Origin of the sequence: Microbacterium sp. LMI13-1-1.1 (genome assembly GCF_040815625.1) — a bacterium.
GTDB lineage: Bacteria > Actinomycetota > Actinomycetes > Actinomycetales > Microbacteriaceae > Microbacterium > Microbacterium forte.
In genome coordinates this window covers 409,265-435,422 of the sequence record NZ_JBFPNL010000001.1, presented here as the reverse complement: position 1 = coordinate 435,422, position 26,158 = coordinate 409,265, and the positions used below count along the sequence as shown (strand labels likewise).

The window sequence follows — 26,158 nt, the reverse complement described above, 5'->3', positions numbered from 1 at the left end:
GTCGTTGAGGAAGAAAGGAGAGGTGTCGACGGGATCGACGTGACGAACGAAGAGTTCACCGTGGGTTTTACTTCCGTTAACCGGCCCCGGTAGATCCTCCCACCCTCTCGGGTACCGGTCAACTCGACCTGGGCTAGCGTGGAACTCGTGACTGATGCCCCGATCGCAGACCGCCGCTCGACCCTCCGCACGCACCACGGCGACACATTCGATGATCCCTACGAATGGCTCCGCGAGAAGGACTCCTCCGAGGTGATCGCACACCTCGAGGCCGAGAACGCCCACACCGAGCACGAGCTCGCACACCTGGCGGATCTGCGCGACACGCTCTTCCACGAGATCAAGGGCCGCGTGCAGGAGACCGACCTCTCCGTGCCGACGCGTCGCGGGAACTGGTGGTACTACAGCCGCACCGAGGAGGGCGCGCAGTACGGCATCCACTGCCGGACCGCGGCTGCCGAGGACGACTGGACTCCTCCGGTGCTGGAACCTGGCGTTGCAGTGCCCGGCGAGGCCGTGCTGCTCGACGGCAACGTCGAAGCCGAAGGGCACGAGTTCTTCTCGCTCGGCGCGTTCGACACCTCGGACGATGCGACGAAGCTGCTCTGGGCCACGGATTTCGAGGGAGACGAGCTCTATACGGTGCATGTGCGCGACCTCATCACCGGAGAGACTCTCCCCGATGAGATCCCCGACACCGGTGGCGCGTTCTTCACGCCCGACGGAACCGGGATCCTCTACACCACCCGTGATGACGCGTGGCGTCCTGACACGCTGTGGCTGCATCGCCTCGGCACCCCCGTCGCGGACGACGTGAAGCTCTTTCACGAGCCCGACGAGAAGTACTGGCTCGGAGCAGGCATCACCCGCAGCCGCAGGTACCTCGTGATCGCTGTCGGATCGAGCATCACCAGCGAGGAGTATCTCGTCGATCTCGAGGGCGATCTGACCGCCGCACCTCAGATCGTCTGGCCGCGCCGTGAGGGCGTCGAGTACTCCCTCGAGCACGCCGTGGTCGAGGGCGAGGACCGCCTCTACATCCTGCACAACGACGACGCGCTGGACTTCGAGCTCGTCTCGGTGCCGGCATCCGACCCGCAGGGAGACCGTCATGTGGTCCTCGCACATGAACCGGGACGCCGGTTGCTCGGGATGGATGCGTTCCGCGATTTCGCGACGGTGGAATACCGCCGCGAGGGGCTCGAGCGTGTCGGGCTGCTCGACTACGCGACCGACGCGGTGAACGACATCGTCTTCGACGAGCCGCTCTATTCGGCCGGAGTCAGCGGCAACCCGGAGTGGCACTCGCCGTTCCTCCGGCTCGGCTACACGTCGTTCGTGACCCCGGGGACCGTCTACGAGCTGGACCTCGCCACGCGGGAACTGCACCTGCGCAAGCAGGTCGCCGTGCTCGGCGGGTACGACCCTCTCGACTACGGGCAGAAGCGCGACTGGGCGACGGCATCGGACGGCACCCGGGTGCCCATCTCTCTCGTCTGGAAGCGCTCGTTCGGCGAGCCGGGCTCGGAAGTGCGACCTGTGCACCTCTACGGCTACGGATCGTACGAGCACTCGATCGATCCCGGCTTCTCGGTCGCGCGGCTCTCAGAGCTCGACCGAGGAATCGTCTTCGCCGTGGCGCACGTCCGCGGCGGCGGTGAGATGGGTCGGCAATGGTACGAGGACGGCAAGCTGCTGAACAAGCGCAACACCTTCACCGACTTCGTCGCGTGCGCCGAGCACCTCATCGAGCAGGGAGTGACGTCTCCTGAGCGCCTCGTCGCCGAGGGCGGAAGCGCCGGCGGGCTCCTCATGGGAGCCGTGACGAACCTCGCCCCCGAGCTCTTCGCCGGAGTCCTGGCGGCTGTGCCGTTCGTCGACGCGCTCACGACGATCCTCGACCCCTCGCTCCCCCTGACGGTGATCGAGTGGGACGAGTGGGGCGACCCGCTGCACGGCGCCGACGTCTACGAGTACATGAAGTCGTACTCGCCGTACGAGAACGTGCGGGACGGAGTGGACTATCCGCGGATCCTGGCGGTGACCTCGCTCAACGACACCCGAGTCCTCTACGTCGAGCCCGCGAAGTGGATCGCCGCCCTCCGCGTCGCCGGAGCATCCGACGCTCTGCTCAAGTGCGAGATGGTCGCCGGTCACGGCGGTGTCAGTGGTCGCTACAACTCGTGGAAGGAGCGCGCTTTCGAGCTCGCCTGGATCCTCGACACGGTGGGCCTCGCCTCGGAGTGACGCTCGACACTCGGTGATCTGAGTTCAGGGCGACCGGCTGAGATCAGGACGCACCACACAGCATCAGCCTGATCTCGCGCTGTTCTCCTGCTTCCGACAGCCGCACTCACTCCTGCACATTCGGCGATTGATCCGATTCGATTCACATCAGAGCTGCCGGGTCCCACCAGGGAGAGTGCGGCTGCAGAGTGACTGCATGCGACTGGAGGACTGGCTTCACGAGCGCGACGGAGCCGCACACCGCCGAGTTCCACATCGCCGTCGCTCCGAATGCGGGGCGATTCGACTCTGCCGGCCTGCACGTGCACTGGTCCTCCGGACCGGCACCGATCGGACCACACGCTGTTCTGGATCCGCTGATCAACGTGCTGCATCAGGTCGCGCGATGCCAGGAACCCGCCACGGCGCTCGCCGTCTGGCAGTCCGCCCTCCACAGGCGCCTGATCGCCCCGGAGGTCCTGAGTCGCATCGAATGGCGCAGTGCGCGGGCATCACGCATCGCTGCGGTCGCTGACGTCCTGTCCGATTCCGGGCTCGAGACCCACTTCGTCATCCTGATGCGCTCGATCGGGGTGGTCGTCGTCCAGCAGGTGTGGGTCGACGGGCACCCGCTGGATGCCCTGATCGGTGATCGCCTCGCGGTCCAGTTGGACGGATTCGCCCATCACAGCAGCGCCCAGGATCGACGGCGCGACATCGAGGGAGACGCTCGATTGCGCTTGCGCGGTTACACCGTGCTCCGACTCGACTGTCACCAGGTGATTTTCCAACCACAACTGGTCCTGAACATGGTGCGTGCGGCGATCGCCCAGCAGTCGCATCGTCGGGGATGACTGGCGTCACCAACTGGGTTCAGGACGACCGCCTGAGATCAGGAGAGTTCAGTCGGAGTCCTCCTGATTCGCGTCGGTAGCCCTGTTCTCGCCTCCACACCCGTGCGGGGTGACGGGGAGCAGGCGGATGCCGAAGGCACGGCCTGCTCCGGTCTCAGCCGAAGAGCGCTGCAGCCTCGTCGTAGCGGCTGCGGGGAACCGTGTTCAGCTCGCCCAGTGCCTCTGCGAACGGGACGCGGACGATGTCGGTGCCCTGCATCGCGACCATCTGGCCCCATGCCTTCTCGACGATCGCGTCGGCCGCGTGGAGTCCGAGGCGGGTCGCGAGCACACGGTCGAACGCAGACGGTGATCCGCCTCGCTGGATGTGTCCGAGGATCGTCGCGCGGGTCTCGATGCCCGTGATGCGCTCGATCGCGGGAGCGAGCTGATCGCCGATGCCGCCGAGACGAGGGCGGTTGAAGGCATCGAGGCCCTTGTCGCTGTAAGCCTCGTCCATGCCGAGCAGCTTGAACCCCTCGGAGACGACCACGAGCGGTGCACGACCACGGTCATGCGCGCTGGAGACGAGAGCGGTGATGTCATCGATGGACATCGGCACCTCGGGGATGCAGATGGCGTGCGCGCCCGCCGCCATGCCCGCGTGCAGAGCGATCCAGCCGACGTGACGACCCATGACCTCCGCGACCATGCAGCGCTGGTGCGAGTCTCCCGTGGTGCGCAGGCGGTCCATCGCGTCCGTGGCGATGTTGACGGCCGTGTCGAAACCGAACGAGTAGTCCGTGGCGCGAAGGTCGTTGTCGATCGTCTTCGGCACACCGATGACGTTGATGCCGTCCTTGGCGAGGCGGTCTGCTGCTGCGAGAGTGCCCTCGCCGCCGATCGCGATGATGCCGTCGATCTTGTGCCCGTACAGCGTCTTGGCGATGTTCTCGGCGCCACCGCGCTCACCCTCGTAGGGATTCGTGCGACTGGTGCCCAGAATCGTGCCGCCGACCTTCGAGAGACCCTTCACCTCGTGTCGTGTGAGGGGGAAGAAGTCGCCGTCGACCACGCCGCGCCAGCCGTCGCGGATGCCGACGAACTCGAGGTCGTAGGTGGTGGTGCCCTTGAGCACGATGCCGCGGATGACCGCGTTGAGTCCGGGGCAGTCGCCACCGCTCGTCAGAATGCCGATCTTCATGCTTGCCTCAGACGGTTCAGGGGAAGGGGGAACAGGCGACGATGCCTGCGATCGACACTAGCGCTCCGAGCCGACCGGGCGCCATTCGAGACGATGAAAACCGAGGATCTTGCCGACGATTCGAGACGATCAGCGAGAAATGAGCGAACATGTCACCGAACACCAGAAATCGGCGTCAAGAACCGAAGTTCTTAACGCCGATCTCCGTGGAATCAAGCGTGTGTCACACGGCTCCGAGCGCCTCCCGCAGCAGATGCATGAGGGCGCCCAGCTGCACGGGCTCGGCGGCAGCCTCGTCGAGTGCCTCGCCGTCGAGCGCACGAGCTGCGAGACCCTGCTTCTGATCGATGAGCTCTGCGATCTTCGCGTCGATGGTGTGCGCCGCGATGATCCGCCAGGCGGTCACCGGCTCGTCCTGACCGATGCGGTGCACCCGGTCGATCGCCTGCGTCTGCTCGGCCGCGGTCCACGACAGTTCCGCCAAGACCACGTTCGACGCCGCCTGCAGGTTCAGACCGACACCGGCAGCGGTCAACGAGCACACCGCGATACCCACGGCGGGGTCGCTGTTGAAGTCGTCGATCGCCTGCTGACGGACGGTCGAGGTCTGGTCGCCGCGGATCGAGACCGACCGGATGCCGGCGGAGGCGAAGTGCGCCTCGGCCTGATCCATCACGTCGATGTGCTTCGCGAAGAACACGACCTTGCCCACGGAGCGCTGGAGCTGGGCCGCATAGTCGGCCGCCAGATGCGCCTTCGCCTGTCCGATGCGGCGCACCATGGTGAAGACGTTGTCTCCGCCGGTGCCTGCGGCCTTCGACTCCTCGAGCTCGTTCTGAGCGACCAGGCGCACGATGTCCTGGTCGATCTCGCCCGGTGCGAGTCCGCGATCCCCTCGCGCCTCGATGATCCGCCGGTAGCGGGCGGCGAGCCGCTCGCCCAGCTCGCGCTCGGCCTGACGGATGCCGCGGCCGAACTCGTCATCCAGCTGCACCGGGAGGTCCGCGATGAGCTTGTCGGGCAGATCGGCTGCGACGTCCTTCTTCTTGCGCCGGACGATCCCCATCGAGATCACCGCTTCGCGGGCCTCCGGGTAGAACGCCTTGTCGGCGGGGGTGAAGCCGGTCGCGTCGAGCTTCTCCATCAGCTCCGGGCCCGGCTTCTCGCCTGTGGTCCAGCCGAGGAAGCGCCAGATCGCGTCGAAGTCCTCGACGTCGTTGATGAGCGGTGTGCCTGTGAGCGCGAGCATCAGCGGCTTGCCGCCTGGAGTGCGCTCGCGCACGCGGTTCGCCAGCGACAGCACGTTCTGCGAACGCTGCGAGCTGAGGTTCTTGATGAAGTGCGCCTCGTCGACGACCATGCCGCGAAGACCGATCGAGGCGAGCCACGACATGTGACGGTCGAGGATCTCGTAGTTCACGATGAACACGTCGGCGAACGCGTCGATGTCGGTGCCGTCGCCCTGGATCACGGTCGCCCTGCGCTGCGGGGTCCACCGCTCGACCTCTCGCGCCCAGTTCATCTTGACGACGTTGGGCACGACGACGAGCAGCGGGTAGGCGCCGGCGACGGATGCGGCCAGCACCGACTGCGCGGTCTTGCCGAGGCCCGGTTCGTCAGCGAGCAGGAAGCTCCTGTGTCCTTCGCGCACCGCTTCGAGGAAGCGCGACTGGTGCACCATGACCTCGAGGCCCTTGGGAGAGAGGTGGTCGTACTCGGGGGCCGGCGGCAGGTCCATGCTCGCGGCTCCTCCCCCGGCTCCGGTCTCGAACGCCTTGTACAGGGGGCCCATGAGCTCCCAGCCGTCCAGGCGTCGACGCGGAGTCGTGGCGGCGCGCGGGGTGAGATCGGGGGCGAGGAACGGATTCGCCAGCTGGCGCGCCTCGACGGAGGGCGGTGTGACCTGACGCTCGGGGATCCCCGCGGACACCATCGGCGTCTGCACGGGAGCGACGTCGGCGATGATGAGCTCTTCGGGAGCGAGTTCCGCTCCCGACTCGAGCAGCCAGTCGCGTCGCATGCGCTTCGCAACAGGCGAGGTCGCCTGATCGGCCTCGAGAAGCTGGATCAGCGAAGTGTCGCGCGCTGCGGTCTTCGCAAGGATCGTCGCCACGCCGTCGAGCCGCTTGAGCAGCTCGGCGCGGGCGGCATCCGCGATCTCAGGATCGGCCTTGACCCGTGCGCGCTCTTCACGCACCAGGAACGCGATGACCTGGAACTTGACCCGGTTCGTGGGTCCGAGCTTTCCCCGCTGCGACTTCGCCTCGATCTCACGCACCTTGCGGGCGAGGATCGGGATGAGGGGTGCCTCATCGTCGCGACGAGACGTCTTCTTGCGCCGTGTTGCGGCGGTTGCCGTGGTCGGCATGCTCCTCCTGAGCGTGAAGGCCGGAGCATCCGTGGGATGCGTCGGCCGTTCTCGGTGTCCGCGTGTGGCGTGAGCCAGGACCGTACGAACAGTATTTCCGGTGATCGTCTACGAGCGAATGACGCGCGAGGATCAAGGACCACCGAGGCCCATTCTATGCCATGCGACCTGAGCGACGCAGATCAGGACACGCAGAGTTCGACCGGAGTTCAGCTGGAGCTGCGCGACAGCACGCTCTCGGCATCCGTCACGTCGGCGGCCATCTGCGCCTTCAGCTTCTCGATCCCCTCGAACGCGACCATGCCACGCAGACGCTCGACGAACTCGACGGTCACGTCGTGACCGTACAGATCGAGATCGGTCTCGCCGATCACGTGCGCCTCGACCTGCCGCTCGAGAACGTCGTCGAAAGTGGGGTTGGTGCCCACCGAGATGGCTGCCCGATGCCTGAACCCCGTCTCGTGATCGACGAGCCATCCGGCATACACCCCGTCGGCGGGGACGAACGAATCGACCGAAGCCGAGAGATTCGCGGTGGGAAAACCGAGTTCGCGTCCGCGTTTGAGTCCGTGCACCACCTCGCCGCGCACGTCGACGTTGCGGTCGAGCACGCGGGCGGCCGCGGTGACATCGCCGGCCATCAGCAGTTCACGGATCCACGTGGACGAGACGCGACGGTCGGATCCGTCGAGGAACACGTCGTCGACGACCTCGACCGTGAATCCGTACCTCGGCCCGAGTTCTCTGAGGAGCTCGGGGTCTCCTGCCCCGCCTCGCCCGAACCGGAAGTCCCTGCCGACGAGGACGGTGGACACATGCAGTGCACCGGTCAGGATGCTGGCCACGAAGTCTTCGGCGCTGCGCGCCGCGAGTTCTTCGTCGAACGTCAGAAGCAGTGTGGCGTCGAGCCCGAGTTCTCCCAGCAGCTCCAGCTTGCGCTCGACCGTGACCACGTTCTCGGGGCAGCGATCCGGTCGAAGCACCGCGAGTGGGTTGCGGTCGAAGGTGACGGCGACGGCGCGGACTCCCGACTGCGCCGCGATCTCCTTCAGACGCCGGATCACCGCGCGGTGACCGGCGTGCACGCCGTCGAACTTTCCGATGGCCACGGCGGAGGGGCCGAAGCCGTCCGGCACTTCGCTCGGGTCGCGGAAGACGATCATGCGCTGGCCTCGGCGTGGAGAACAGATCGAGTCTCTCGCGTCGGCCTGTGCGTGCGCAGCCACCAGATGCCGAAGATCGGCAGCACCAGCGGGATGAACAGGTAGCCTCGCCCGAACATCGACCAGACCGTGTCGTGCGGGAACAGTTCGGGGAAGAAGATGCTCAGAGCGCCGACCACGAGGACTCCGGCGAGCTCGAAGACGATCGCCACCCACGCCACCGCGTACCAGCCGCGTCGGCTCGCGAGAACGAGCGCCAGCGTGGCGAGGATGTACACGACAGCCGCGAGGGCCGAGAGGGAGTAGGCGAGAGGCGCCTCGTCGAACTGTCGGAAGATCTGCACGAAGCTTCGGCCGGTGGCCGCCAGCGCCATCACGGCATAGACGATCACGAGGACACGGCCGATGCCGGTCATGCGGGAGGTGGGAACGGTGGCGCTCATAGCGTCCTCCATTCTAGATCCGGGCGGGAAGGGGCGGATGCGCTCCCGACCGGCTCAGGCCACCTGAACGGTCCAGATGACGTGCATGCGCCACACCATGATCGCCACGGCGAGAGCGGCCACACCGAGGATAACTGTGCTCCAGCGACTCCTCTCCATCAGCGCCCACAGCACCGCGCCGATGGGCAGCAGCACAGCGGAGACGAGATAGACCCAGTACTCGAGCAGGTCGCCCGTCGGAGGGTTTCCGGTCAAGGGTGCCACGATTGCGGCCACGACCTGGACGACGAGGAGCAGCTCGACCAGGGCGAGCGCGCCGACGGTGTAGTCGCTCGGACGCCGGCCGGCCAGACCGAGGGCGACGCAGAACAGCCCCGCCGCGGTCGCGACCGCCACCTGAGCGATGGTCAACCAGAGGATCATCTGGGTGCCTCCGGCATGTTCATGGCGCTCTTGAGGTCAGCACCGCGTCTCTCGACGACGCCGACGAGGACGCCCTCCTCGTCGATCGCGGCCGCCAGAGAGCCGGTCAGTCGATCGGCCTGTCCCATGAGCCTCTTGCCGTGACGAAGATCTCTCGCTTCCTCGGCCGACACCGACAGCGGGTCGAGGACCCTGGCGGCCGCGGCGGCCGGTGTGAGCAGCGCCGTCTCCACGACATCGTCGACCGCCACGGCATCCGCGACGTCGAAGTCCCCCACGCGTGAGCGCCGCAGCGCCGTCAGGTGCCCGCCGACTCCGAGCGCTGTGCCCAGGTCTCGAGCGAGCGAGCGGATGTAGGTGCCGGAGGAGCAGTCGACGACGACGTCGAGATCCAGGAACCCGTCGCCGGAGCGCTCGGCGATGAGATCGAAGCGCGAGACCGCGACGTCGCGGGCGGCCAGCACGACCTCCTCCCCCGCGCGCACGCGGTCGTATGCGCGGCGTCCATCGACCTTGATCGCCGACACCGAGCTCGGCACCTGGGAGATCGCACCGGTGAGCTCCCTGATCCCTGCGGACACTCGCTCGGGGGTCACCGACTCCCATGACTCGGCAGAGGCCCGCGTCAGGATCTCACCGTCGGCGTCGTCCGTGCCGGTCGTCTGCCCGAGTCGGATCGTGGCCTCGTAGGTCTTGTCGGCTCCCACGATGTACGTGAGCAGTCGCGTCGCGCCTTCGACCCCGATCACGAGCAGACCGGTGGCCATGGGGTCGAGGGTTCCCGCATGCCCGACCTTGCGGGTGCCGAGCGCACGCCTGGTGCGTGCGACGACGTCGTGGCTGGTCAGCCCAGCTGGTTTGTCGACGAGAAGGATGCCGGGCGAGACCATCTCTCAAGCCTACGATGCGTCTGAATGCTCCACCGCACGTTCCGCCTCGCTCGCGCCGCCACCGGCCCTCGACTCCCGCCAGTATCCCGGTTCGCCTAGGCTGTCGAGGTGCCCTCGACATCGCTTCCCGCCTCCGCGGTGTCTCTGCCTCTTGCGGACTGGTATCGGGGCGCAGCACGAGATCTGCCGTGGAGGCGCCCTCGATTCCATGAGGACTTCGGCGCCTGGGGAACGCTGGTCAGCGAGTTCATGCTGCAGCAGACACCGGTCAACCGGGTGATACCGCACCTCGAGGCGTGGCTCGACAGGTGGCCCACCCCCGCGGCGATGGCTGCCGCCTCGACCTCCGATGTGCTCCAGCAGTGGGCCAATCTCGGCTATCCCCGCCGCGCCCTGTGGCTGCACCGCGCTGCCGTCGAGATCACGGAGCGACACGGGGGCGTCGTGCCCAAAGACGTGGATGCGCTGCTGAAGCTCTCGGGAATCGGCGACTACACGGCCAGAGCTGTGGCCGTCTTCGCATACGGCGACCGACACCCCGTCGTCGACACCAACACTCGTCGCGTGATGGCACGCGCGATCCTCGGCCAGGCGCAGCCGGGCCCGCCCTCGCGCCGCGATCTCGAGCTCATGGATTCGCTGCTCCCCGCGGATGTCGCCGAATCCGCCGTGTTCAACGCCGCGGCGATGGAGCTGGGCGCCACCGTCTGCACGGCGCGGTCGCCGCGCTGCGAGATCTGTCCCTTGGTCGGCGTGTGCGCGTGGGTGGCTGCAGGGCGGCCGGACACCGGTGACACCCGGAGGCGTCAAGCGACCTTCGAGGGCTCTGACCGTCAGGCGAGAGGCGCCGTGCTGCGGATCCTGCGAGCCGCTGCACCTGACGCGGTCCTGATCGACTCCGTGCTCGCCGAGTGGCCGGATCCTCTTCAGCGCGACCGTGCGATCGACTCCCTCATCGCCGACGGCCTCGCCGAGGCCGATGGCGAGATGCTGTCGCTCCCCCGCTGACTCCGACGGTCAGACGAACTGCCCGATGCGATGGGCCAGCACCGTCAGCTCGACGCGGGTCCTGACCTCGAGCTTCGCGAAGACCCTGCCCAGATGAACCTCGACCGTGCGCACCGACACGTGGAGCGAGTCGGCGATGTCGCGGTTTGGAGCACCACCGGCCACCAGCATCGCGACCTCCAGCTCTCGAGCGGTGAGCATCGATGCCCAGACTCGGCGGCACGATGAGAGCGGATCTTCGGTCGCTGCGCCGTCGGTGACCTCCACCCGCTCCAGGCGCACGGCGACCGCCCTCGCCCAGGCGGACGCGCCGGAGACCTCGAGGAGGTTCCGCGCCATCGTCAGGTGCTCTCTGCCGATGGCGATGTCACCCTTGATCAGCGATCTGGTGCCGATCATCGCCTCGACTCGCCCGCGCGAGAACGGCGAGGTCAGAGTGCGTGCCGCTGCGACGACGAGCGGACGCTCGACACGCCATTCGTCATCCGAACAGCTGGTGATCTGCACCCGCAGTCGCTGGGCGAGACCGATCTCGGGCGGCTCGATCCGATGCGGACGCCACGATGCACCATGCGTGACGACGATCGCCTCCTCGAGTCCGGGAACAGACAGCGTCGGCTGCGGAGCGCCGCGGTCGCGCCAGAGCCGCATGCACGCCGCAGCCTCGGCCGAGTTGCCCGCCAGGAACGCCTCGATGCCTCGATCCACGAGCTGATCGATGCGCGGAGGCGCGGGAAGTGCGGCAGTGAGAGCCTTGGCGAACGGCCCGAGGTGACCGAGAACCGCCAGGTCGAGCCGTCGAGCGACGACGACGCCGAGTCCGGCGAACGGCATAGCTACGGGCAGCTCGAGCGCGGCATGCAGCATCCGGTCGCGCGCAGCGCCGATGTCTCCACGCCACATCAGGAGCAGGACTTCGACGACCGCTCGATACGCCGCGACCAGTGGACTGAGCTCGAAGCCCGCGACGAACGGGTCGACCTCGACCCCGACCGCCGAATCGCCCGCGGCGAGCAGGCTGAGGCCCCTGTCGACGTCTCCGTCGACAGCCGCTCGCAGGGCGCGGAACAAGCTTCCGGTGAGCGGGCCTGCGCCGCTCACGTCGTCTCCGTCGCCGTCGCCGATCACCAGCCATGCGAGCGCGACGACCGGGTCTCGGAGTTCTCGATCGGCCCCGACGCGCGCGCTCGCCTTTCTGAGAGCCTCGAGCCACGGACGCATCCCCCGGCGGTCGCCCCGTTCGGCGCACAGCATCGCCGCGAACGCCGCGGCCCGGGCCCACGAATACCACTGATCGGCGTCGTCGACGCACGGCTGGATGACGCTCGTGTCGACCTCGGGCACGGCCCCACGGAGATGCGCCTCGGCGACGAGCAACCCGCCGAGACCCTGCAGACGATAGAGCTCGTCACCGCCGGGAAACAGACTCCCCAGTCGTCTCGCCGCGTCGACCGCGTAGCCCGCGGCGATGGCCGCGACACCGGCGACGAGAGTGGCCTCATCCCGCTCGATCCCGCTCGAGTGCGCGGCTGCTTCTGCCGCGAGGTGGAAGGCCCGCTCGCTCAGTCCCGCCTCCGAATGCTCCCTGGCGATGCGCGTCAGCTCCCCCGCGGTCGCCGGTTCGCCGTGCATCGCCGCTCGAGCGCCGTGCCAGTCGGCATCGACCCGCTCGCCGCGCGCGTCGAAGAGTCGGTGCAGTCTCGAGTGCACCGCGGCGGCCGAGGAAGACGCCGTCGTCGCACGCAACCAGATCGCCAACCGGGGGTCGGCGAGTCGGACTCGGCCCGCGTGGATCTCGAGAAGCGCTCCGAGCGGACCGCCGGCGAGTTCTGCGGCGGACCGTCCCGCGAAATCCACCAGCGGGTCGAGCCTGTCGTCGAGCCGCAGAGACACGGCGACGAGGATCTCACGGTCACGATCGTCGAGCTCCAGCTGAGCGAACAGCGCCTCGACGGATGGCACCATCGGCAGCGGCGACGGGAGCGCCCTGAGACCGTGCCGCTGAGCAGCGTCGAGTCGTGCCGCGACCGCCAGGATTGTCTGCGAATCCTCCGACAGCTCGAACGCGAGTCGCGCCGCGACATGCGGCGCGCAGCTCAGATCATGCTCGAGAAGGTCGTCGAGGATCGCCTCGACGACCGCGGGTGCGACCGAGGCCACCCCGTGCGCGCGCGAAAAAACGATGCCGAACCCCCCAGTCCCCGCGGGCGATCACCCGTTGAGCTGAGGTTATCAAGACACTCCGACACCCCGACGAGGGCGCCGATATTCAGGACTTCGTGTCGTCTTCCTCGTCGCGGAGGTACGGATCCGCGTCGCCCGCGTGCGACGCGGACGATGCGAGCTTCGCCACTTCGGCGTCGCGCTGCTGCGCTTCACGGAGGAGAGCCGAGATGTGATCGGCGTTCTCCGGCAGCGCATCGGGGATGAACTCGAGCGTCGGCACGAGGCGCGTGCTGAGCTGCTTGCCGACCTCGCTGCGCAGCATGCCAGTGGCGGAGGTCAGAGCCTCCCCGCTGGAGAGACGCTCCTCTTCGGTACCGAGCACCGTGTAGAACACCGAGGCGTGCTGCAGGTCACCCGTGACACGGACATCCGTGATCGTGACGAAGCCGAGGCGCGGGTCTCGCAACCCCTTCTCGAGCCGCTCCGCAAGGATCACTCGAATCCGATCAGCCAGACGGGCCTGTCGTTCACCAGCCATTGTTCTCTCCCTCTACGTACTCTTCGGGCGAGGATGCATCACGCACCCTCGCCCGAAGATATCGAACTCGATCAGCCGCGAGGCTTCTCGATCAGTTCCGTCGTCTCGATCTCGTCACCGATCTGGATGTCGTTGAACTTGCCGAGGCCGATACCGGCCTCGTAGTCCGTACGCACCTCGGTGACGTCGTCCTTGAAGCGACGCAGCGACTCGATGGCCAGGCCATCTGCGATGACCACACCGTCGCGGATGACGCGAGCCTTGGCGTTTCGCGTGATCGTTCCCGATCGGACGATGACACCGGCGATGTTGCCGAACTTCGAGGAGCGGAACACCTCGCGGATCTCGGCGACACCCGACTGGACCTCTTCGTACTCCGGCTTGAGCATGCCCTTGAGCGAGCTCTCGACCTCGTCGATCGCGTTGTAGATCACCGAGTAGAACCGGATGTCCACACCTTCACGCTGAGCGCGCTCGCGCGCCTTCGTGTCGGGGCGGACGTTGAAGCCCACGATGATCGCGTTGTCGATCGTCGCGAGGTTGACGTCGGACTCCGTGATCGCACCGACACCGCGGTGGATGATGCGGAGCTGCACCGAATCGTCGACCTCGATCTTGAGCAGCGACTCCTCGAGTGCCTCGACGGCACCGGAGACGTCACCCTTGATGATGAGGTTGAGCGACTCGACCTTGCCCTCTTCGAGAGCACGGGTGAAGTCCTCGAGCGAGATGCGCTTGCGGGCCTTGGCCAGCTGGGCGTTGCGCTCGACTGCTTCACGCTTCTCAGCGATCTGACGGGCCATGCGGTCTTCTTCGGTGACGATGAAGACATCGCCTGCACGCGGCACCGAGTTCAGACCCTGCACCTGCACCGGACGCGACGGGTAGGCCTCGAGGACCTGCTCGCCGTTCTCGTCTGCCATCGCACGCACACGGCCGTAAGCCGTTCCTGCGACGATCGCGTCACCGATCCGAAGCGTTCCGGACTGGATCAGCACCGTGGCGATGGATCCGCGGCCCTTGTCGAGCTTCGCCTCGATGGCGACACCGCGAGCGGCCTTGTTCGGGTTGGCCGTGAGGTCGAGACCCGCGTCGGCGGTGAGCAGCACAGCGTCCAGGAGTTCCTGGATTCCGGTGTTCGCCCGAGCCGAGACGTCGACGAACATGACGTCTCCGCCATACTCCTCTGCGACCAGACCGTACTCGGTGAGCTGCTGACGGACCTTGGCCGGGTTGGCGTCGGGCTTGTCCACCTTGTTCACCGCGACCACGATCGGCACGTTCGCCGCCTGGGCGTGGTTCAGCGCCTCGACCGTCTGGGGCATGATGCCGTCGTCGGCTGCGACCACGAGGATCGCGAGGTCCGTGACCTGCGCTCCACGAGCACGCATGGCGGTGAACGCCTCGTGACCCGGGGTGTCGATGAAGGTGATGGCACGCTCGATGCCCTCGTGCTCCGTCCACACCTGGTAGGCACCAATGTGCTGCGTGATGCCGCCGGCCTCGCCGTCGATGACGTTGGTCTGGCGGATCGCGTCGAGCAGTCGGGTCTTACCGTGATCGACGTGGCCCATGACCGTGACCACGGGAGGACGGATCTCGAGGTCGTCCTCGCTCTCCTCCTCCAGCTCCTGCTCGAGGTTCAGCCCGAAGCCCTCGAGGAGCTCCTTGTCCTCGTCCTCGGGCGAGACCATCTGGATCTTGTATCCGAGCTCCTCGCCGAGCACCTCGAACGTCGCCTCATCCAGCGACTCGGTGGCCGTGGCCATCTCGCCGAGGTTGAAGAGGATCGTCACGAGGGTTCCGGGCTGAACCGTGTAGCCGGTCAGCGTCTCGATCTTGTCGGCGAAGTCCGCGATCGACGCACCACGGCGCATGCGGATGATCTCCCCGTTGCCGCGGGTGACGTTGACGCCACCGACGACCGGGGCGCTCCGCATCTCGAACTCTTGCCGCTTCGCCCGCCGCGACTTGCGCTGCTTGCTCTTGCCGCCGCCCTTGCCGAAGGCACCTGCGGTACCTCCACCAGGACCACGGCCGCGACCGCCGCCACCACCGGGGCGACCTGCGAAGCCACCGCCGGGACGAGCACCGGGACCGGCACCGGGTCCACCGGCACCGCCGGGACGACCGGGGCCGCCGGGACGCTGCTGGAACGGTGCACCACCGGGACGACCACCCTGACCGCCGCGCGGAGCGCCGGGACGGGGAGAACCGGGACGAGGCGCACCGGGACGCGGGGCACCGGGGCGCGGAGCCTGCGGACGAGGGATGTTGCCGGGAGTCGGGCTCGGCCGCTGGCCCATTCCCTGCGCCGAGGCGAAGGGGTTGTTGCCGGGACGAGGACCTGCCGGACGCTGGCCCATGCCCTGCGCCGACGAGAACGGGTTGTTGCCCGGACGCGGTGCGCCGGGCTTCGGTGCGCCGCCGTCGTTCGACTTGGGCGCAGCGGATCCGGACGTACCCTCGGCCGAAGCAGCAGGCTCGGCCGGAGCCTCTGCGGCCGGGGCGGGAGCCTCAGCAGCCGGAGCGGCAACGGGCTCTTCCGGCGCGGGGGCCGGCTTGGGTCCGGGCTTGGGCCCGGGAGTCGGTCCACCCGTCTTGGCGGCACCGGGCTTCGCGGCACCGGGCGTTGCAGCACCGGGCGTCGCAGCACCGGTCTTGGCCGCACCGGCCTTGGCCGCAGCGGGAGCCGTGTCAGCGGATGCCTTCAGCGAGGCGTCCGACTCGATGGCAGCGCGAAGCTTGCGCGCCACCGGCGGTTCGATGGTCGAAGAGGGGCTCTTGACGAACTCTCCGAGTTCCTTGAGCTTTGCAAGTGCGATCTTGCTGTCGACGCCGAGTTCGGCGGCGATCTCGTGTACGCGTGGTTTACCAGCCACAATTCTCCTGTCTGGGGTCGGTCCACCCAGACAGGGCAGACCACTAGTCGCGGACGGGTCTCATTTCGAGCCGTTCACTTTGTTTCCATAGCCGTTCAGCCTTTGTTTCTTGGTGGGTATTGTTCGATGATCCGCGTATCCAGATTGCCGGATGCGCGAAGTGCTCGGCCGAAAGCTCGGCGCCGCAGAGCGGCATCCATGCATTCCGGTGTCGGATGCACCCACGCGCCTCGCCCTGGCAGGACGCTTCGCTCATCGATGATGAGGATGTCGTCTTGGGACACCACTCTGAGAAGAGCGGCGCGGGGAGCACGCGTGCGACAGCCGACGCACGTTCGTACGGGTTCCATCTTACACCTGTGTTCCCGTCCGACTCGCGCGACGGGCGCGAGTCGGACGTGACGAGCGGTCAGTCCAGGACGCTGTCGGGCTGGATGTCGATCTTCGCGCCGGTGAGCTTCGCAGCCAGACGAGCGTTCTGACCCTCCTTGCCGATGGCGAGGGAGAGCTGATAGTCGGGCACCAGTGCACGCACGGCCCTGGTGTTCGCGTCGAGGATGAACGCGCTGGTCACCTTGGCCGGCGAGAGGGCGTTCGCGACGAAGGCGGCGAGCTCCGGATCGTGATCGACGATGTCGATCTTCTCGCCTGCGAGCTCCTCGGTGACGGCGCGCACGCGACGCCCCATCTCACCGATGCAGGCACCCTTGGCGTTGATCGCCGGGTCGTTGGCGCGGACGGCGATCTTGGTGCGGTGTCCGGCCTCGCGGGCCAGCGAGACGATCTCGACGAGACCTGCGGCGATCTCGGGCACCTCGAGTGCGAACAGCTTGCGAACGAGACCGGGGTGCGTGCGCGAGACGGTGATCTGCGGCCCCTTGAGGCCCTTCGCGACGCTCGTCACATACACGCGCAGACGCGAGCCGTGGGTGTACTCCTCGCCCGGCACCTGCTCCTCGGGAGGAAGGATCGCCTCGACAGCTCCGAGGTCGACGTGGATCATGCGAGGGTTCGGCCCCTGCTGGATCACGCCGGCGACGATGTCGCCTTCCTTGTCCTTGAAGTCGCCGAGCACCACGTCGTCCGCGATGTCGCGCAGACGCTGGCTGATGACCTGCTTCGCGGCGAAGGCGGCGATACGGCCGAAGTCATCCGGCGTGGCATCCTCTTCCCCGATGATCGCGCCCTCTTCGTCCTTGACGACCTGCAGCACGGCGACGTGCCCGGTCCGACGATCGAGCTCGACGCGGACACCCTCGGGGGTGGCGCCCTCCGCGGAGACATGCTTGGAGTAGGCGGTCAGGATGGCCTGCTCGATGATCGAGACCAGCTCGTCGAACGGGATCGCCTTCTCCTTCTCGATCCCACGCAGCAGACTCAGTTCGATATCCATGACGACTCCCTATTCAGCTCTCGTCGCGCGGGTGTGCACACGCGACATCCGTACCACGATACCCTGTGCCCACCGCCGGTCGCCACGAGGCGGCCGCACCGATGCGGTGCCCAGCATGCAGGAGGACTCAGTGACGACGTACGACACCATCGTGATCGGGGCGGGGATGTCCGGGGTGACGGCGGCTCGCATGCTCGCCGATGCCGGAGCGGACGTCATCGTCCTCGAGGCGAGGGATCGCATCGGCGGCCGGATGCACACCGATCGCACCGCAGGCTTCCCCGTCGATCTCGGCGCGTCGTGGGTGCATGGCATCGAGGGCTCCGCGCTGTGGGATCTCGTGCAGGCTCTCGAGATTCCGACGCTCGAATACACCGTCGGCAGCTTCCAGGCCGGAGGGCGGCCGATCGAGAACTTCGACGGCGACGGCAGGCCGATGGATGCCGCCCGCACCTCCCAGTGGGTCGCCGAGGTCGAGGAGGCCGATCGCCTGCTGGTCGACGAGATCGAACGTTCGTCCCCCGGCGACACCTACCTCGATGTCACCGAGCGCGCGCTCGACCGCACCGGCTTCGATCCTGAGCGCATCGACGAGATCCGGGAGTTCATCCGTCATCGCGTCGAGGAGCAGTGCGGAGCGTGGATCGGCGACCTCGACGCGCACGGGCTCGACGAGGACGCGATCGACGGAGACGAGGTCATCTTCCCTCGCGGGTACGACGAGCTCCCGCGGCGCATCGCCGCCGGACTCGACATCCGCCTGAGCCAGGCGGTCACCCGGATCGCGCGCACGGATGCCGGAGTCACCGTGTCGACCGAGAACGGAGAGTTCTCCGCACGAAGCGCCCTGGTCACCGTGCCGCTCGGCGTGCTCAAGGCGGGGTCGATCGACTTCACCCCTCCCCTGCCCGAGGCTGTCGCCGGGCCGATCGAGCGGCTGGGCATGGGGGTCTTCAACAAGATCTTCATCCAGTTCCCGGAACGCTTCTGGAACGAGGACAGCTACGTGCTGCGGGCACTCGGCGAGGCCGGCGAGCACTGGCACTCCTGGTACGACGTGTCAGCCGTCAGCGGACTTCCCACCCTGCTGACTTTCGCGGCCGGTCCGTTCGGCCGCCGGATGCAGGAGCTGTCCGACGACGAGATCGTCGCGGATGTCGTGCGCGCTCTTCGCGACCTCTACCCCGATGTCGTCGGCGAACCCACCGCTCACTGGATCACCCGTTGGGGGCACGACACGTTCTCGAACGGCTCGTACTCGCATCTCGCGGTCGGGTCGTCGCATCACGACCACGACGAGCTCGCGGGACCGGTCGACGCAGTGCTGCATTTCGCCGGCGAGGCGACGTGGGGAGACGAACCGGCGACAGTGGGGGCGGCCTTCTATTCGGGCCACCGCGCGGCCGAGAGGATCCTCGGCGGCTCCGTGGATCTCACCCGGTTCGCCGCTGGGATCAGAGCGCGGGAGCGGACTCCAGCGAGTTGATCGCGCCGATCAGGCGGAACAGACTGCCGACCTGACGCTGATCGAGGTGCAGGGCCAGTCGCGGAAGATGCAGCACGTCATCGTCGGCGACCTCGGGCGACAGCGGAGCAGTCCTCTCGATACGTCCGCTCGCCAGCATCCCGGCGAACTGCTCGTTGAGCTGCTCCACCTCGGTATCGGACGGCTCGGCTCGGAGGCGGAGCACCAGGGTGTCTCCGAACCACCGCAGTGAGTCGTAGTTGCGCCAGAACCCTGCGATCACGGAGGCGGCCGACTCGACGGAGTCGGTGATGACGACGCGGTCGAAGTCGCCCTCGGAGATCACGCCCGTGGGCGCCAGATCCTCGTCGATGAACCGCTTGAGACCGTTCCAGAAGGTGCCGCCTGGCTCGTCGAGCAGGACGATCGGCGTCGGCTCGGCCTTGCCTGTCTGCTGCAGCGTGAGCAGCTCGAACATCTCGTCGAGCGTGCCGAACCCGCCAGGCAGGCAGATGAAGCCGCTGGACTCCTTGATGAGCATCAGCTTGCGGGTGAAGAAGTACTTCATCGCCACCACGTGCTCGCTCGCCGCGATCAGGCTGTTGGCCTTCTCTTCGAACGGAAGCCTGATCGACACCCCGAGTGAGAGCGCCGGGCCCGCACCCTCCGCCGCAGCCTGCATGATCCCCGGGCCTGCCCCGGTGACGACCATCCACCCATCCGCTGCCAGAGCGGCGGCGACGTCACGGGCCTGCACGTAGAGCGGATCATCGTGCCGGGTCCGAGCCGAACCGAAGACCGTGACCTTGGGCACGCCCTCGAACGGAGCGAACAGCCGGAAGGCGTCTCGCATCTCGGCGAGGGCGGCGGAGGCGATCTTGAGGTCGAGACGGTCGGTGCCGTCTTCACCCAGCAGGACCGCCGTGCGCATCATGCGCATGACCAGCCTGCGGTCGGTCTTAACCCCGGCCTCGTCGAGGACGTTGTTGATCTCGGCGCTCAGCGATTCCGGCAGCGGTTCGTCGGTCATGCCCTCAGCCTGTCACGAGGGCGTGTCGGCCGGGTCGACGCAACGCCGCTGTGATCATCCTCATCGCGCGGTGTCAATACCCGTGCGCACGGACGTCATCCGAGGCACAGTGTCGGCATGACTGAGATCACTGGACCGGAAGCACTCGCACGCGTGACCGAGCTCGTCGAGGACATCGACTTCACGATGCTGACGACGACGGACGACGACGGCAACCTGGTGAGCAGACCGATGTCGACCAGGCAGATGGACGATGCCGGAGACATCTGGTTCTTCACCGCGGAAGACACGGAGAAGGTCGAAGAAGCACGAGCCCACCATCAGGTCGGCCTCTCGTATTGCGATGCCAAGGGCATGCGATATGTCTCGGTGGCCGGGAACGCGTCCGTGGTGCACGACCGCGCGAAGATGGAGGAGCTCTACTCGCCCTCGCTCGACATCTGGTTCGAAGACGGCCTCGACACCCCCGGCATCGCACTTCTGAAGGTGACGCCGACGGTGACCGAGTTCTGGGAGCCTGCCAAGGGCAAGATCGCGATGGCGGCCGGGGCGCTCAAGGCGCTCGTCACCAAGGACACCCCCGACGACGACATCATGAACCACGGCCGCATCGTCTGCTGACAGACGGTTCGCCCCCCGGACAGACGGAATGCCGCGCACCTCGGACGAGGTGCGCGGCATTCTCCGTCCGCGCTCAGCGCCGGGACAGCTGCTGCAGGGCCTCTTCGACCGACACTGCTTCGCGGTCACCGGTGCTGCGATCCCAGAGCTCGACCTGGCCGTCGGCAGCGCCACGGCCGACGATGACGATCTTCGGCACGCCGACGAGCTCCGCGTCTCCGAACTTCACACCGGGCGACACCTTCGGACGGTCGTCGTAGAGCACGTCTAGGCCTGCGGACTCCAGTTGCGCCGAGAGCTCGGTCGCCACGTCGAAGGCCACCTGATCGCGACCGGCTGCGACGACCTGCACATCGAACGGTGCGACGGATGCCGGCCAGATGAGACCCTTCTCATCGTTGTGCAGCTCGGCGATGATCGCGAGGATGCGCGTGATGCCGATTCCGTACGAACCCATCGTGACCGTGACGAGCTTGCCGTTCTCGTTCAGCACCTTGAGGCCCAGGGTCTCGGCGAAGAACCTCCCGAGCTGGAAGACGTGACCGATCTCCATGCCCCGTGCGAGCTCCACGGGTCCGGAGCCGTCGGGCGCGGGATCCCCGGCCCTGACGTTCGCGATCTCGACGACCCCGTCGGCGAAGAAGTCCCGACCGGCGACGACTGAATGCGCATGCTTCTGATCGATGTTCGCACCGGTGATCCAGCTGGTCCCCTCGCTCACGCGGGGGTCGACCAGGTAGCGGATCCCGGTCGCGGACTCCTCTCCGAGCACCGCGCCGGTCGGTGACCACGGACCGATGTAGCCCCGCACGAGCAGCGGGTTCTTCTCGAAGTCGTCAGCGGTGGCGGTCTCGACCTCGGCCGGAGCGAAAGCGACCTCCGCGCGCTTCTCATCGACCTCGCGATCGCCCGGGATCCCGACGACGACGAGTTCGCGCGTGCCGTCCACATGCGTGAGCGCCAGCACGACGTTCTTGAGGGTGTCGGCGGCGGTGTAGTCGCCATCCAGGTTCGCGTTCGCGTGCGCCACGAGCGTCTCGATCGTGGGCGTGTCCGGTGAGTCGAAGACGACCGGTGCAGCATCGGCGTCGAAACCGATGGCGTCAGGGACCTCGGTCGAGAAAGCCTCGACATTCGCGGCGTATCCCCCCGCGCTGCGCACGAAGGTGTCCTCACCGACAGGTGTCGGGTGGAGGAACTCCTCGCTTCGCGCGCCGCCCATGAGTCCGTTGTCGGCATTCACGATCACGTATTCGAGACCGAGCCGCTGGAAGATCCGCTCGTATGCGTCCCGCTGCGCCTGATAGCTGGTCTCGAGACCGGCATCCGACGCGTCGAACGAGTAGGCGTCCTTCATCGTGAACTCGCGACCGCGGAGCAGGCCGGCCCGCGGGCGTGCCTCATCGCGGTACTTGTCCTGGATCTGATAGATCGTGAGGGGCAGATCCTTGTACGACGAGTAGAGGTCCTTCACGAGGAGCGTGAACATCTCTTCGTGCGTCGGCGCGAGAAGGTAGTCCGCGCCCTTCCGGTCCTGAAGGCGGAAGATCCCGTCGCCGTACGATTCCCAGCGTCCGGACAGCTCGTAGGGCTCGCGCGGAAGCAGCGCGGGGAAGTGGACCTCCTGCGCGCCGGCATTCGCCATCTCCTCGCGCACGATGGCCTCGATGCGCGCCTTGACCTTGAGGCCCAGAGGCAGCCACGTGAACACGCCCGGTGCCGCGCGGCGGATGTAGCCGGCGCGGATCAGCAGCCTGTGGCTGGCGACCTCTGCTTCTGCAGGGTCTTCGCGGAGCGTGCGGAGGAAGAAGTTCGAAAGACGAGTGACCACCGGGCAAGTCTACTGACCGGTGGTCACCCGTTTCGCGTCGCGTCAGTTGAGCGCAGGGAGGCCGTTCGGGATCACGCCGCCCGCATACAGGCTGGCGGCGAGTTCCTGCACAGCGGTGAGCGCCACACGCTGCGGGAGCGGCCCGTACGAGATGCGGGCGACGCCCAGCTTCTCGTACTCCGAGGCGGCGAGGGTTCCAGGGAGCCCGATCACGCTGAGCTTGCCTTCGCCGAGACCCTCGACGAGCTGGCGGGTGATGTTGGCGTCGAGCATTCCGGGCACGAACACCGCGGTGGCTCCGGCGTCGAGGAACGCCCGTCCGCGCTGGATCGCATCCGCGACGCTTTCCGCGACAGGGCGGTGGCCGGCGCGGACGAAGGCATCGGTGCGCGCGTTGAGCGCGAACGGCACGCCCTCAGCCTCCGCTGCCTTGACGATGGCCTCGACTGCGGCGACGGATTCGTCGAACGGCTTGAGGCGGTCTTCGACGTTGGCTCCGACCACGCCCGCGCCGATCGCCAGGCGGGTGGTCTCCCCTGCGTCGCCGTATCCGTCATCGAGGTCGGCGGTCACCGGGACCGAGACGGAGGCCGCGATGCGACCCACCATGTCGATCATGATGTCTCGGGAGATCGTGCCGTCCTCGAAACCGAACGAGGCGGCGATGCCGTGACCGGCAGTCGCGATCGCCTTCGTCTCGGGAAGCTTCGCGACAGCGCGGGCTGACACGACGTCCCACACATTCACGACGCGGAGGATCTCCGGGGCTTCATAGAGTCCGATCAAGGTCTTGGCCTTCGCAGCAGTGGTCATACCCCCACGCTAACGCCCAGTATTCCGGTCTGGGTCGGACGGACACGCGAATCACAGGTTCCGAGGGGTCGCAGCGCATCACGGACCCTCCGCCTCCTCTCCCGTGTGCGCCTCCACCGCTGCTCAAGACAGCCAGCAGCCGGCCCTCTGAGGGGTTCCGGGCGACCCGGCTCGGGGCGACGGCTGTCTCGTCCGCGGCGTCATAGTGTGGGGGCATGCCTCAGCGCCGATCGCACGTTGCCCCGTCAGCCGCGCAGACCGAGCTCGCTGCAGCGCTCGCCGCGCTGAGAGAGTCCCTCGACGCGCCCACGGACTTCCCCGCCGCTGTCGTCGCCGAAGCAGAGGCCACGAGAGCGGCGACTCCCGAGCTCGATCTGCGCGACATCCCCTTCGCGACCCTCGATCCGCTCGGGTCACGTGACCTCGACCAGGCGTTCCACCTCGAACGCGATGCCTCCGGCTTCGCGGTCCGCTACGCGATCGCCGACGTCCCGGGGTTCGTCTCGCCCGGCGGAGAGGTCGACACCGAGGCTCGGCGCCGCGGCCAGACGCTGTACGCCGCGGACGGGACGATTCCCCTGCATCCGAAGATCCTCAGCGAGGACCGCGCATCGCTCCTGGCCGATGTGGATCGCCCTGCCCTCGTCTGGACGTTCGCGCTCGACTCCTCGGGCACCGTCACGGACTTCCGCCTGGAGCGGGCACTGGTCCGTTCCCGCGCCCAACTGGACTACGTCAGCGCCCAGGCCGCACTCGACCGCGGCGAAGGCGGTCCCGCGGCGCTGTTGCCGGAGATCGGCGCATTGCGGATCGAGCAGGAGAGGATCCGCGGCGGCGCGAGCCTGAACCTCCCGGACGAGGAGGTGACCAGAGCGGCCGATGGCAGCTACGCGATCGAGCGCCGCCATCCTCTTCCCGTCGAGGAGTGGAACGCCCAGTTGTCCCTCATGACCGGTATGGCGGCGGCGGCGCTGATGCTGGACGCCGGCACCGGCATCCTTCGAACCATGCCGCAGCCCGACGAGAAGGCCTTCGACGCGTTCCGCCACCAGACCGAGGCTCTCGGACGACCGTGGACGACGGGACGATACGGCGATTATCTGCGTGACCTGGATCGCGCCGACCCGATGACCCTGCCCGTTCTCGAGGCAGCCGCGACCCTGTTCCGCGGCGCCGGCTACGTGACTTTCGACGGCTCCGCCCCGAGCGACGCACAACAGGCTGCGATTGCGGCGCCCTACGCCCACGCGACCGCTCCCCTGCGTCGACTCGTCGATCGCTGGTCTCTCGAGATCTGCCTCGCCGTGTCGGAAGACCGGGACGTGCCCGGGTGGGTTCGCGAGTCGCTGCCCGACCTCCCTGCGCTGATGCAGAGCTCGGGGCAACGCGCGTCCAGACTCGACTCGGCGACGATCAACTGCGTCGAAGCCGCACTGCTCACGCCTTTCGTGGGCCGGACGGTCGAGGCGACCGTGATCGAGATACGCGGCGAGCGCGCGACGGTCCAGCTCGCCGACCCTGCTGTGACCGCGTCCGCCCCTGTACCCGCCGGCACAGTGCCCGGCGGACGTGTCTCCTTGCGCCTCGTCAGCACCGACGTCGCCCGAGGCGAGATCGAGTTCGCGATCTGACCCTAGGCTCTGCTCCATGCCCACATCGCCCTACGTCAGCGGGATCCGCGAACGCATCGGTCACGATCTCCTGCTGCTCCCCGCGGTCACTGCCGTCATCCGGCGAGATGACCGCTTCCTGCTGTGTCGGCGGGTGGACTCGTCGGAGTGGGGCCTGGTCGGCGGCGGGGTCGAACCCGGTGAGGATCCGAAGGATGCCGTGCTGCGCGAGGTGCGCGAAGAGCTCGGGATCCGTGTCGGCATCGATGGTCTCGTCGGAGCGTACGGCGGCGAGGAGCTCCTCGTCCGATACGCCAACCACGACGTCGTCAGCTACGTCACGACCGCGTTCCTCTGCTCGATCCCTGATGGCTCGCCCCTGGTCTTCGCCGACGGAGAACTGGCCGAGACAGGGTGGTTCGCGCTCGATGAGATCGCAGCGTTGCGACGTGATCGAGCCACCGACCGAATCCTCGGAGATGCGGTCGACCTCGCCCGGGCTCCCGCCGCGACCTCGACCCCGATCGTCGAGAAGGCTGAAGATCGCACTGTCGGGGTGGACCACTTCGCCGTCGCAGCACGATTCGTCACCGCCCGCTTTCCCGGCGTCGACGTTGCCATCGTGGCCGGAAGCACGGCACGGGGCGATCGCACCGCGACGAGTGACATCGACCTGCTGCTGGTCGGCGATCAGCTCTTCGATGTCGAAGGGCAGACGAGCGAAGCCTCGACGCACGAGTTCGAGGGCGAGATCTTCGAGGTCTTCGCGTACACGCCGACGGGGTTCGACGAGTGGGCGGCGCGGGGCATCGCGCAGCATCGACCGGTGACGGTGCACATGCTGGTCGACGGCACCGCGATCAGAGACGATGGCCGACTGGCATCGCTCCGCCGGCAGTGGCGGAGCGTGCTCGACTCAGGGCCATCGCTCAGCGCGAGTGAGTCCGCGTTCCGTCGCTACGTCATCACCGATGTGCTCGACGATCTGGCGGACGCGACAGACCCTCTCGAGCAGCGTGTGGAGGCATCCGTCCTGTTCGAGCGGATCGCAGAGCTCATGCTGCTCAGCGAGGGGCGGTGGATAGGGACGGGCAAATGGTTGCCGCGACGCCTCCGAGAGCTGAGCGTCGAGCGAGCGGACCGCTTGACCGTCCCTCTGCTCGAGAGCGACTACACGACCTTCGCGGTCCGCGTCTCGGATGAGCTCGAGCGCGCCGGCGGTCGAGTGCAGTCCGGCTTCGTTCGCTGAGC

At 67.5% G+C, this 26,158-nt stretch carries 21 protein-coding genes; 7 read left to right on the top strand and 14 right to left on the bottom strand.

Features of this window, described 5'->3' with window-relative positions; translation table 11 throughout:
- Positions 1–147: 147 nt before the first annotated feature.
- Both MRBLMI13_RS02015 and MRBLMI13_RS02010 read left to right on the top strand, forming a co-directional pair.
- Positions 148–2,247, top strand: coding sequence for a S9 family peptidase (locus tag MRBLMI13_RS02015; RefSeq protein ID WP_367820817.1), 2,100 nt, complete (start codon positions 148–150; stop codon positions 2,245–2,247).
- A gap of 557 nt (positions 2,248–2,804) precedes the next feature.
- Positions 2,805–3,080: a DUF559 domain-containing protein gene (locus MRBLMI13_RS02010; RefSeq protein WP_367821342.1), complete on the top strand. Its 276-nt coding sequence runs from the start codon at positions 2,805–2,807 to the stop codon at positions 3,078–3,080.
- A 154-nt stretch (positions 3,081–3,234) separates the two neighbouring features.
- Here MRBLMI13_RS02010 and MRBLMI13_RS02005 read toward each other — a convergent pair whose 3' ends face one another.
- The 6 genes from MRBLMI13_RS02005 to truB form a co-directional block, all read right to left on the bottom strand.
- Positions 3,235–4,263 (bottom strand): ATP-dependent 6-phosphofructokinase, encoded by a 1,029-nt coding sequence (locus MRBLMI13_RS02005; RefSeq protein ID WP_042541814.1) that lies wholly within the window; start codon positions 4,261–4,263, stop codon positions 3,235–3,237.
- A gap of 223 nt (positions 4,264–4,486) precedes the next feature.
- Positions 4,487–6,631: a DEAD/DEAH box helicase gene (locus MRBLMI13_RS02000; protein ID WP_042541815.1), complete on the bottom strand. Its 2,145-nt coding sequence runs from the start codon at positions 6,629–6,631 to the stop codon at positions 4,487–4,489.
- Between the two features lie 209 nt (positions 6,632–6,840).
- Positions 6,841–7,794 (bottom strand): bifunctional riboflavin kinase/FAD synthetase, encoded by a 954-nt coding sequence (locus tag MRBLMI13_RS01995; RefSeq protein WP_042541816.1) that lies wholly within the window; start codon positions 7,792–7,794, stop codon positions 6,841–6,843.
- Positions 7,791–8,210, bottom strand: coding sequence for a hypothetical protein (locus MRBLMI13_RS01990; protein ID WP_197066107.1), 420 nt, complete (start codon positions 8,208–8,210; stop codon positions 7,791–7,793). Before MRBLMI13_RS01990 ends, MRBLMI13_RS01995 begins: the two co-directional genes overlap by 4 nt.
- An 81-nt stretch (positions 8,211–8,291) precedes the next feature.
- Positions 8,292–8,660 carry a hypothetical protein gene (locus tag MRBLMI13_RS01985; protein WP_309687805.1) on the bottom strand — a complete coding sequence of 123 codons (369 nt, stop codon included), beginning with the start codon at positions 8,658–8,660 and terminating at the stop codon, positions 8,292–8,294.
- Positions 8,657–9,550 carry a tRNA pseudouridine(55) synthase TruB gene (gene truB / locus MRBLMI13_RS01980; protein WP_367820821.1) on the bottom strand — a complete coding sequence of 298 codons (894 nt, stop codon included), beginning with the start codon at positions 9,548–9,550 and terminating at the stop codon, positions 8,657–8,659. Before truB ends, MRBLMI13_RS01985 begins: the two co-directional genes overlap by 4 nt.
- Before the next feature lie 108 nt (positions 9,551–9,658).
- On the opposite strand from truB, the gene MRBLMI13_RS01975 reads away from it, so the two are divergent.
- Positions 9,659–10,558 carry an A/G-specific adenine glycosylase gene (locus MRBLMI13_RS01975; RefSeq protein ID WP_367820823.1) on the top strand — a complete coding sequence of 300 codons (900 nt, stop codon included), beginning with the start codon at positions 9,659–9,661 and terminating at the stop codon, positions 10,556–10,558.
- 9 nt (positions 10,559–10,567) lie between these two features.
- On the opposite strand, the gene MRBLMI13_RS01970 is transcribed toward MRBLMI13_RS01975, so the two are convergent.
- The 5 genes from MRBLMI13_RS01970 to nusA form a co-directional block, all read right to left on the bottom strand.
- Positions 10,568–12,718, bottom strand: coding sequence for a helix-turn-helix transcriptional regulator (locus MRBLMI13_RS01970; RefSeq protein ID WP_367820825.1), 2,151 nt, complete (start codon positions 12,716–12,718; stop codon positions 10,568–10,570).
- A gap of 109 nt (positions 12,719–12,827) precedes the next feature.
- Complete coding sequence (gene rbfA, locus MRBLMI13_RS01965; protein WP_056376590.1) at positions 12,828–13,262, bottom strand: 30S ribosome-binding factor RbfA; 435 nt, start codon at positions 13,260–13,262, stop codon at positions 12,828–12,830.
- Positions 13,263–13,333: 71 nt separating this feature from the next.
- A complete protein-coding gene (gene infB / locus MRBLMI13_RS01960; RefSeq protein ID WP_367820827.1) occupies positions 13,334–16,144 on the bottom strand; it encodes a translation initiation factor IF-2 in 2,811 nt (936 codons plus the stop codon).
- A gap of 95 nt (positions 16,145–16,239) precedes the next feature.
- Positions 16,240–16,494, bottom strand: coding sequence for a YlxR family protein (locus tag MRBLMI13_RS01955; RefSeq protein WP_079112655.1), 255 nt, complete (start codon positions 16,492–16,494; stop codon positions 16,240–16,242).
- 59 nt (positions 16,495–16,553) lie between these two features.
- On the bottom strand, positions 16,554–17,537 hold the full coding sequence (nusA, locus tag MRBLMI13_RS01950; RefSeq protein WP_042541824.1) for a transcription termination factor NusA: 984 nt from the start codon (positions 17,535–17,537) through the stop codon (positions 16,554–16,556).
- A gap of 130 nt (positions 17,538–17,667) precedes the next feature.
- On the opposite strand from nusA, the gene MRBLMI13_RS01945 reads away from it, so the two are divergent.
- Complete coding sequence (locus tag MRBLMI13_RS01945; protein WP_367820830.1) at positions 17,668–19,023, top strand: flavin monoamine oxidase family protein; 1,356 nt, start codon at positions 17,668–17,670, stop codon at positions 19,021–19,023.
- On the opposite strand, the gene MRBLMI13_RS01940 is transcribed toward MRBLMI13_RS01945, so the two are convergent.
- Positions 18,992–20,032, bottom strand: coding sequence for a TIGR00730 family Rossman fold protein (locus MRBLMI13_RS01940; RefSeq protein ID WP_367820832.1), 1,041 nt, complete (start codon positions 20,030–20,032; stop codon positions 18,992–18,994). The two genes, MRBLMI13_RS01945 and MRBLMI13_RS01940, sit on opposite strands and share 32 nt — an antisense overlap.
- Positions 20,033–20,149: 117 nt before the next feature.
- Here MRBLMI13_RS01940 and MRBLMI13_RS01935 point away from each other — a divergent pair, with 117 nt between their 5' ends.
- Entirely contained in the window at positions 20,150–20,653 is a 504-nt protein-coding gene (locus MRBLMI13_RS01935) for a pyridoxamine 5'-phosphate oxidase family protein (RefSeq protein WP_042541827.1), read from the top strand.
- Between the two features lie 73 nt (positions 20,654–20,726).
- Here MRBLMI13_RS01935 and MRBLMI13_RS01930 read toward each other — a convergent pair whose 3' ends face one another.
- Positions 20,727–22,484: a proline--tRNA ligase gene (locus tag MRBLMI13_RS01930; RefSeq protein ID WP_367820834.1), complete on the bottom strand. Its 1,758-nt coding sequence runs from the start codon at positions 22,482–22,484 to the stop codon at positions 20,727–20,729.
- A gap of 42 nt (positions 22,485–22,526) precedes the next feature.
- Entirely contained in the window at positions 22,527–23,297 is a 771-nt protein-coding gene (locus tag MRBLMI13_RS01925; protein WP_367820836.1) for an isocitrate lyase/PEP mutase family protein, read from the bottom strand.
- Positions 23,298–23,512: 215 nt separating this feature from the next.
- On the opposite strand from MRBLMI13_RS01925, the gene MRBLMI13_RS01920 reads away from it, so the two are divergent.
- A complete protein-coding gene (locus MRBLMI13_RS01920; RefSeq protein WP_367820838.1) occupies positions 23,513–24,928 on the top strand; it encodes an RNB domain-containing ribonuclease in 1,416 nt (471 codons plus the stop codon).
- 16 nt (positions 24,929–24,944) lie between these two features.
- Positions 24,945–26,156 carry an NUDIX domain-containing protein gene (locus MRBLMI13_RS01915; RefSeq protein WP_367820840.1) on the top strand — a complete coding sequence of 404 codons (1,212 nt, stop codon included), beginning with the start codon at positions 24,945–24,947 and terminating at the stop codon, positions 26,154–26,156.
- The last annotated feature ends 2 nt before the right edge of the window (positions 26,157–26,158 follow it).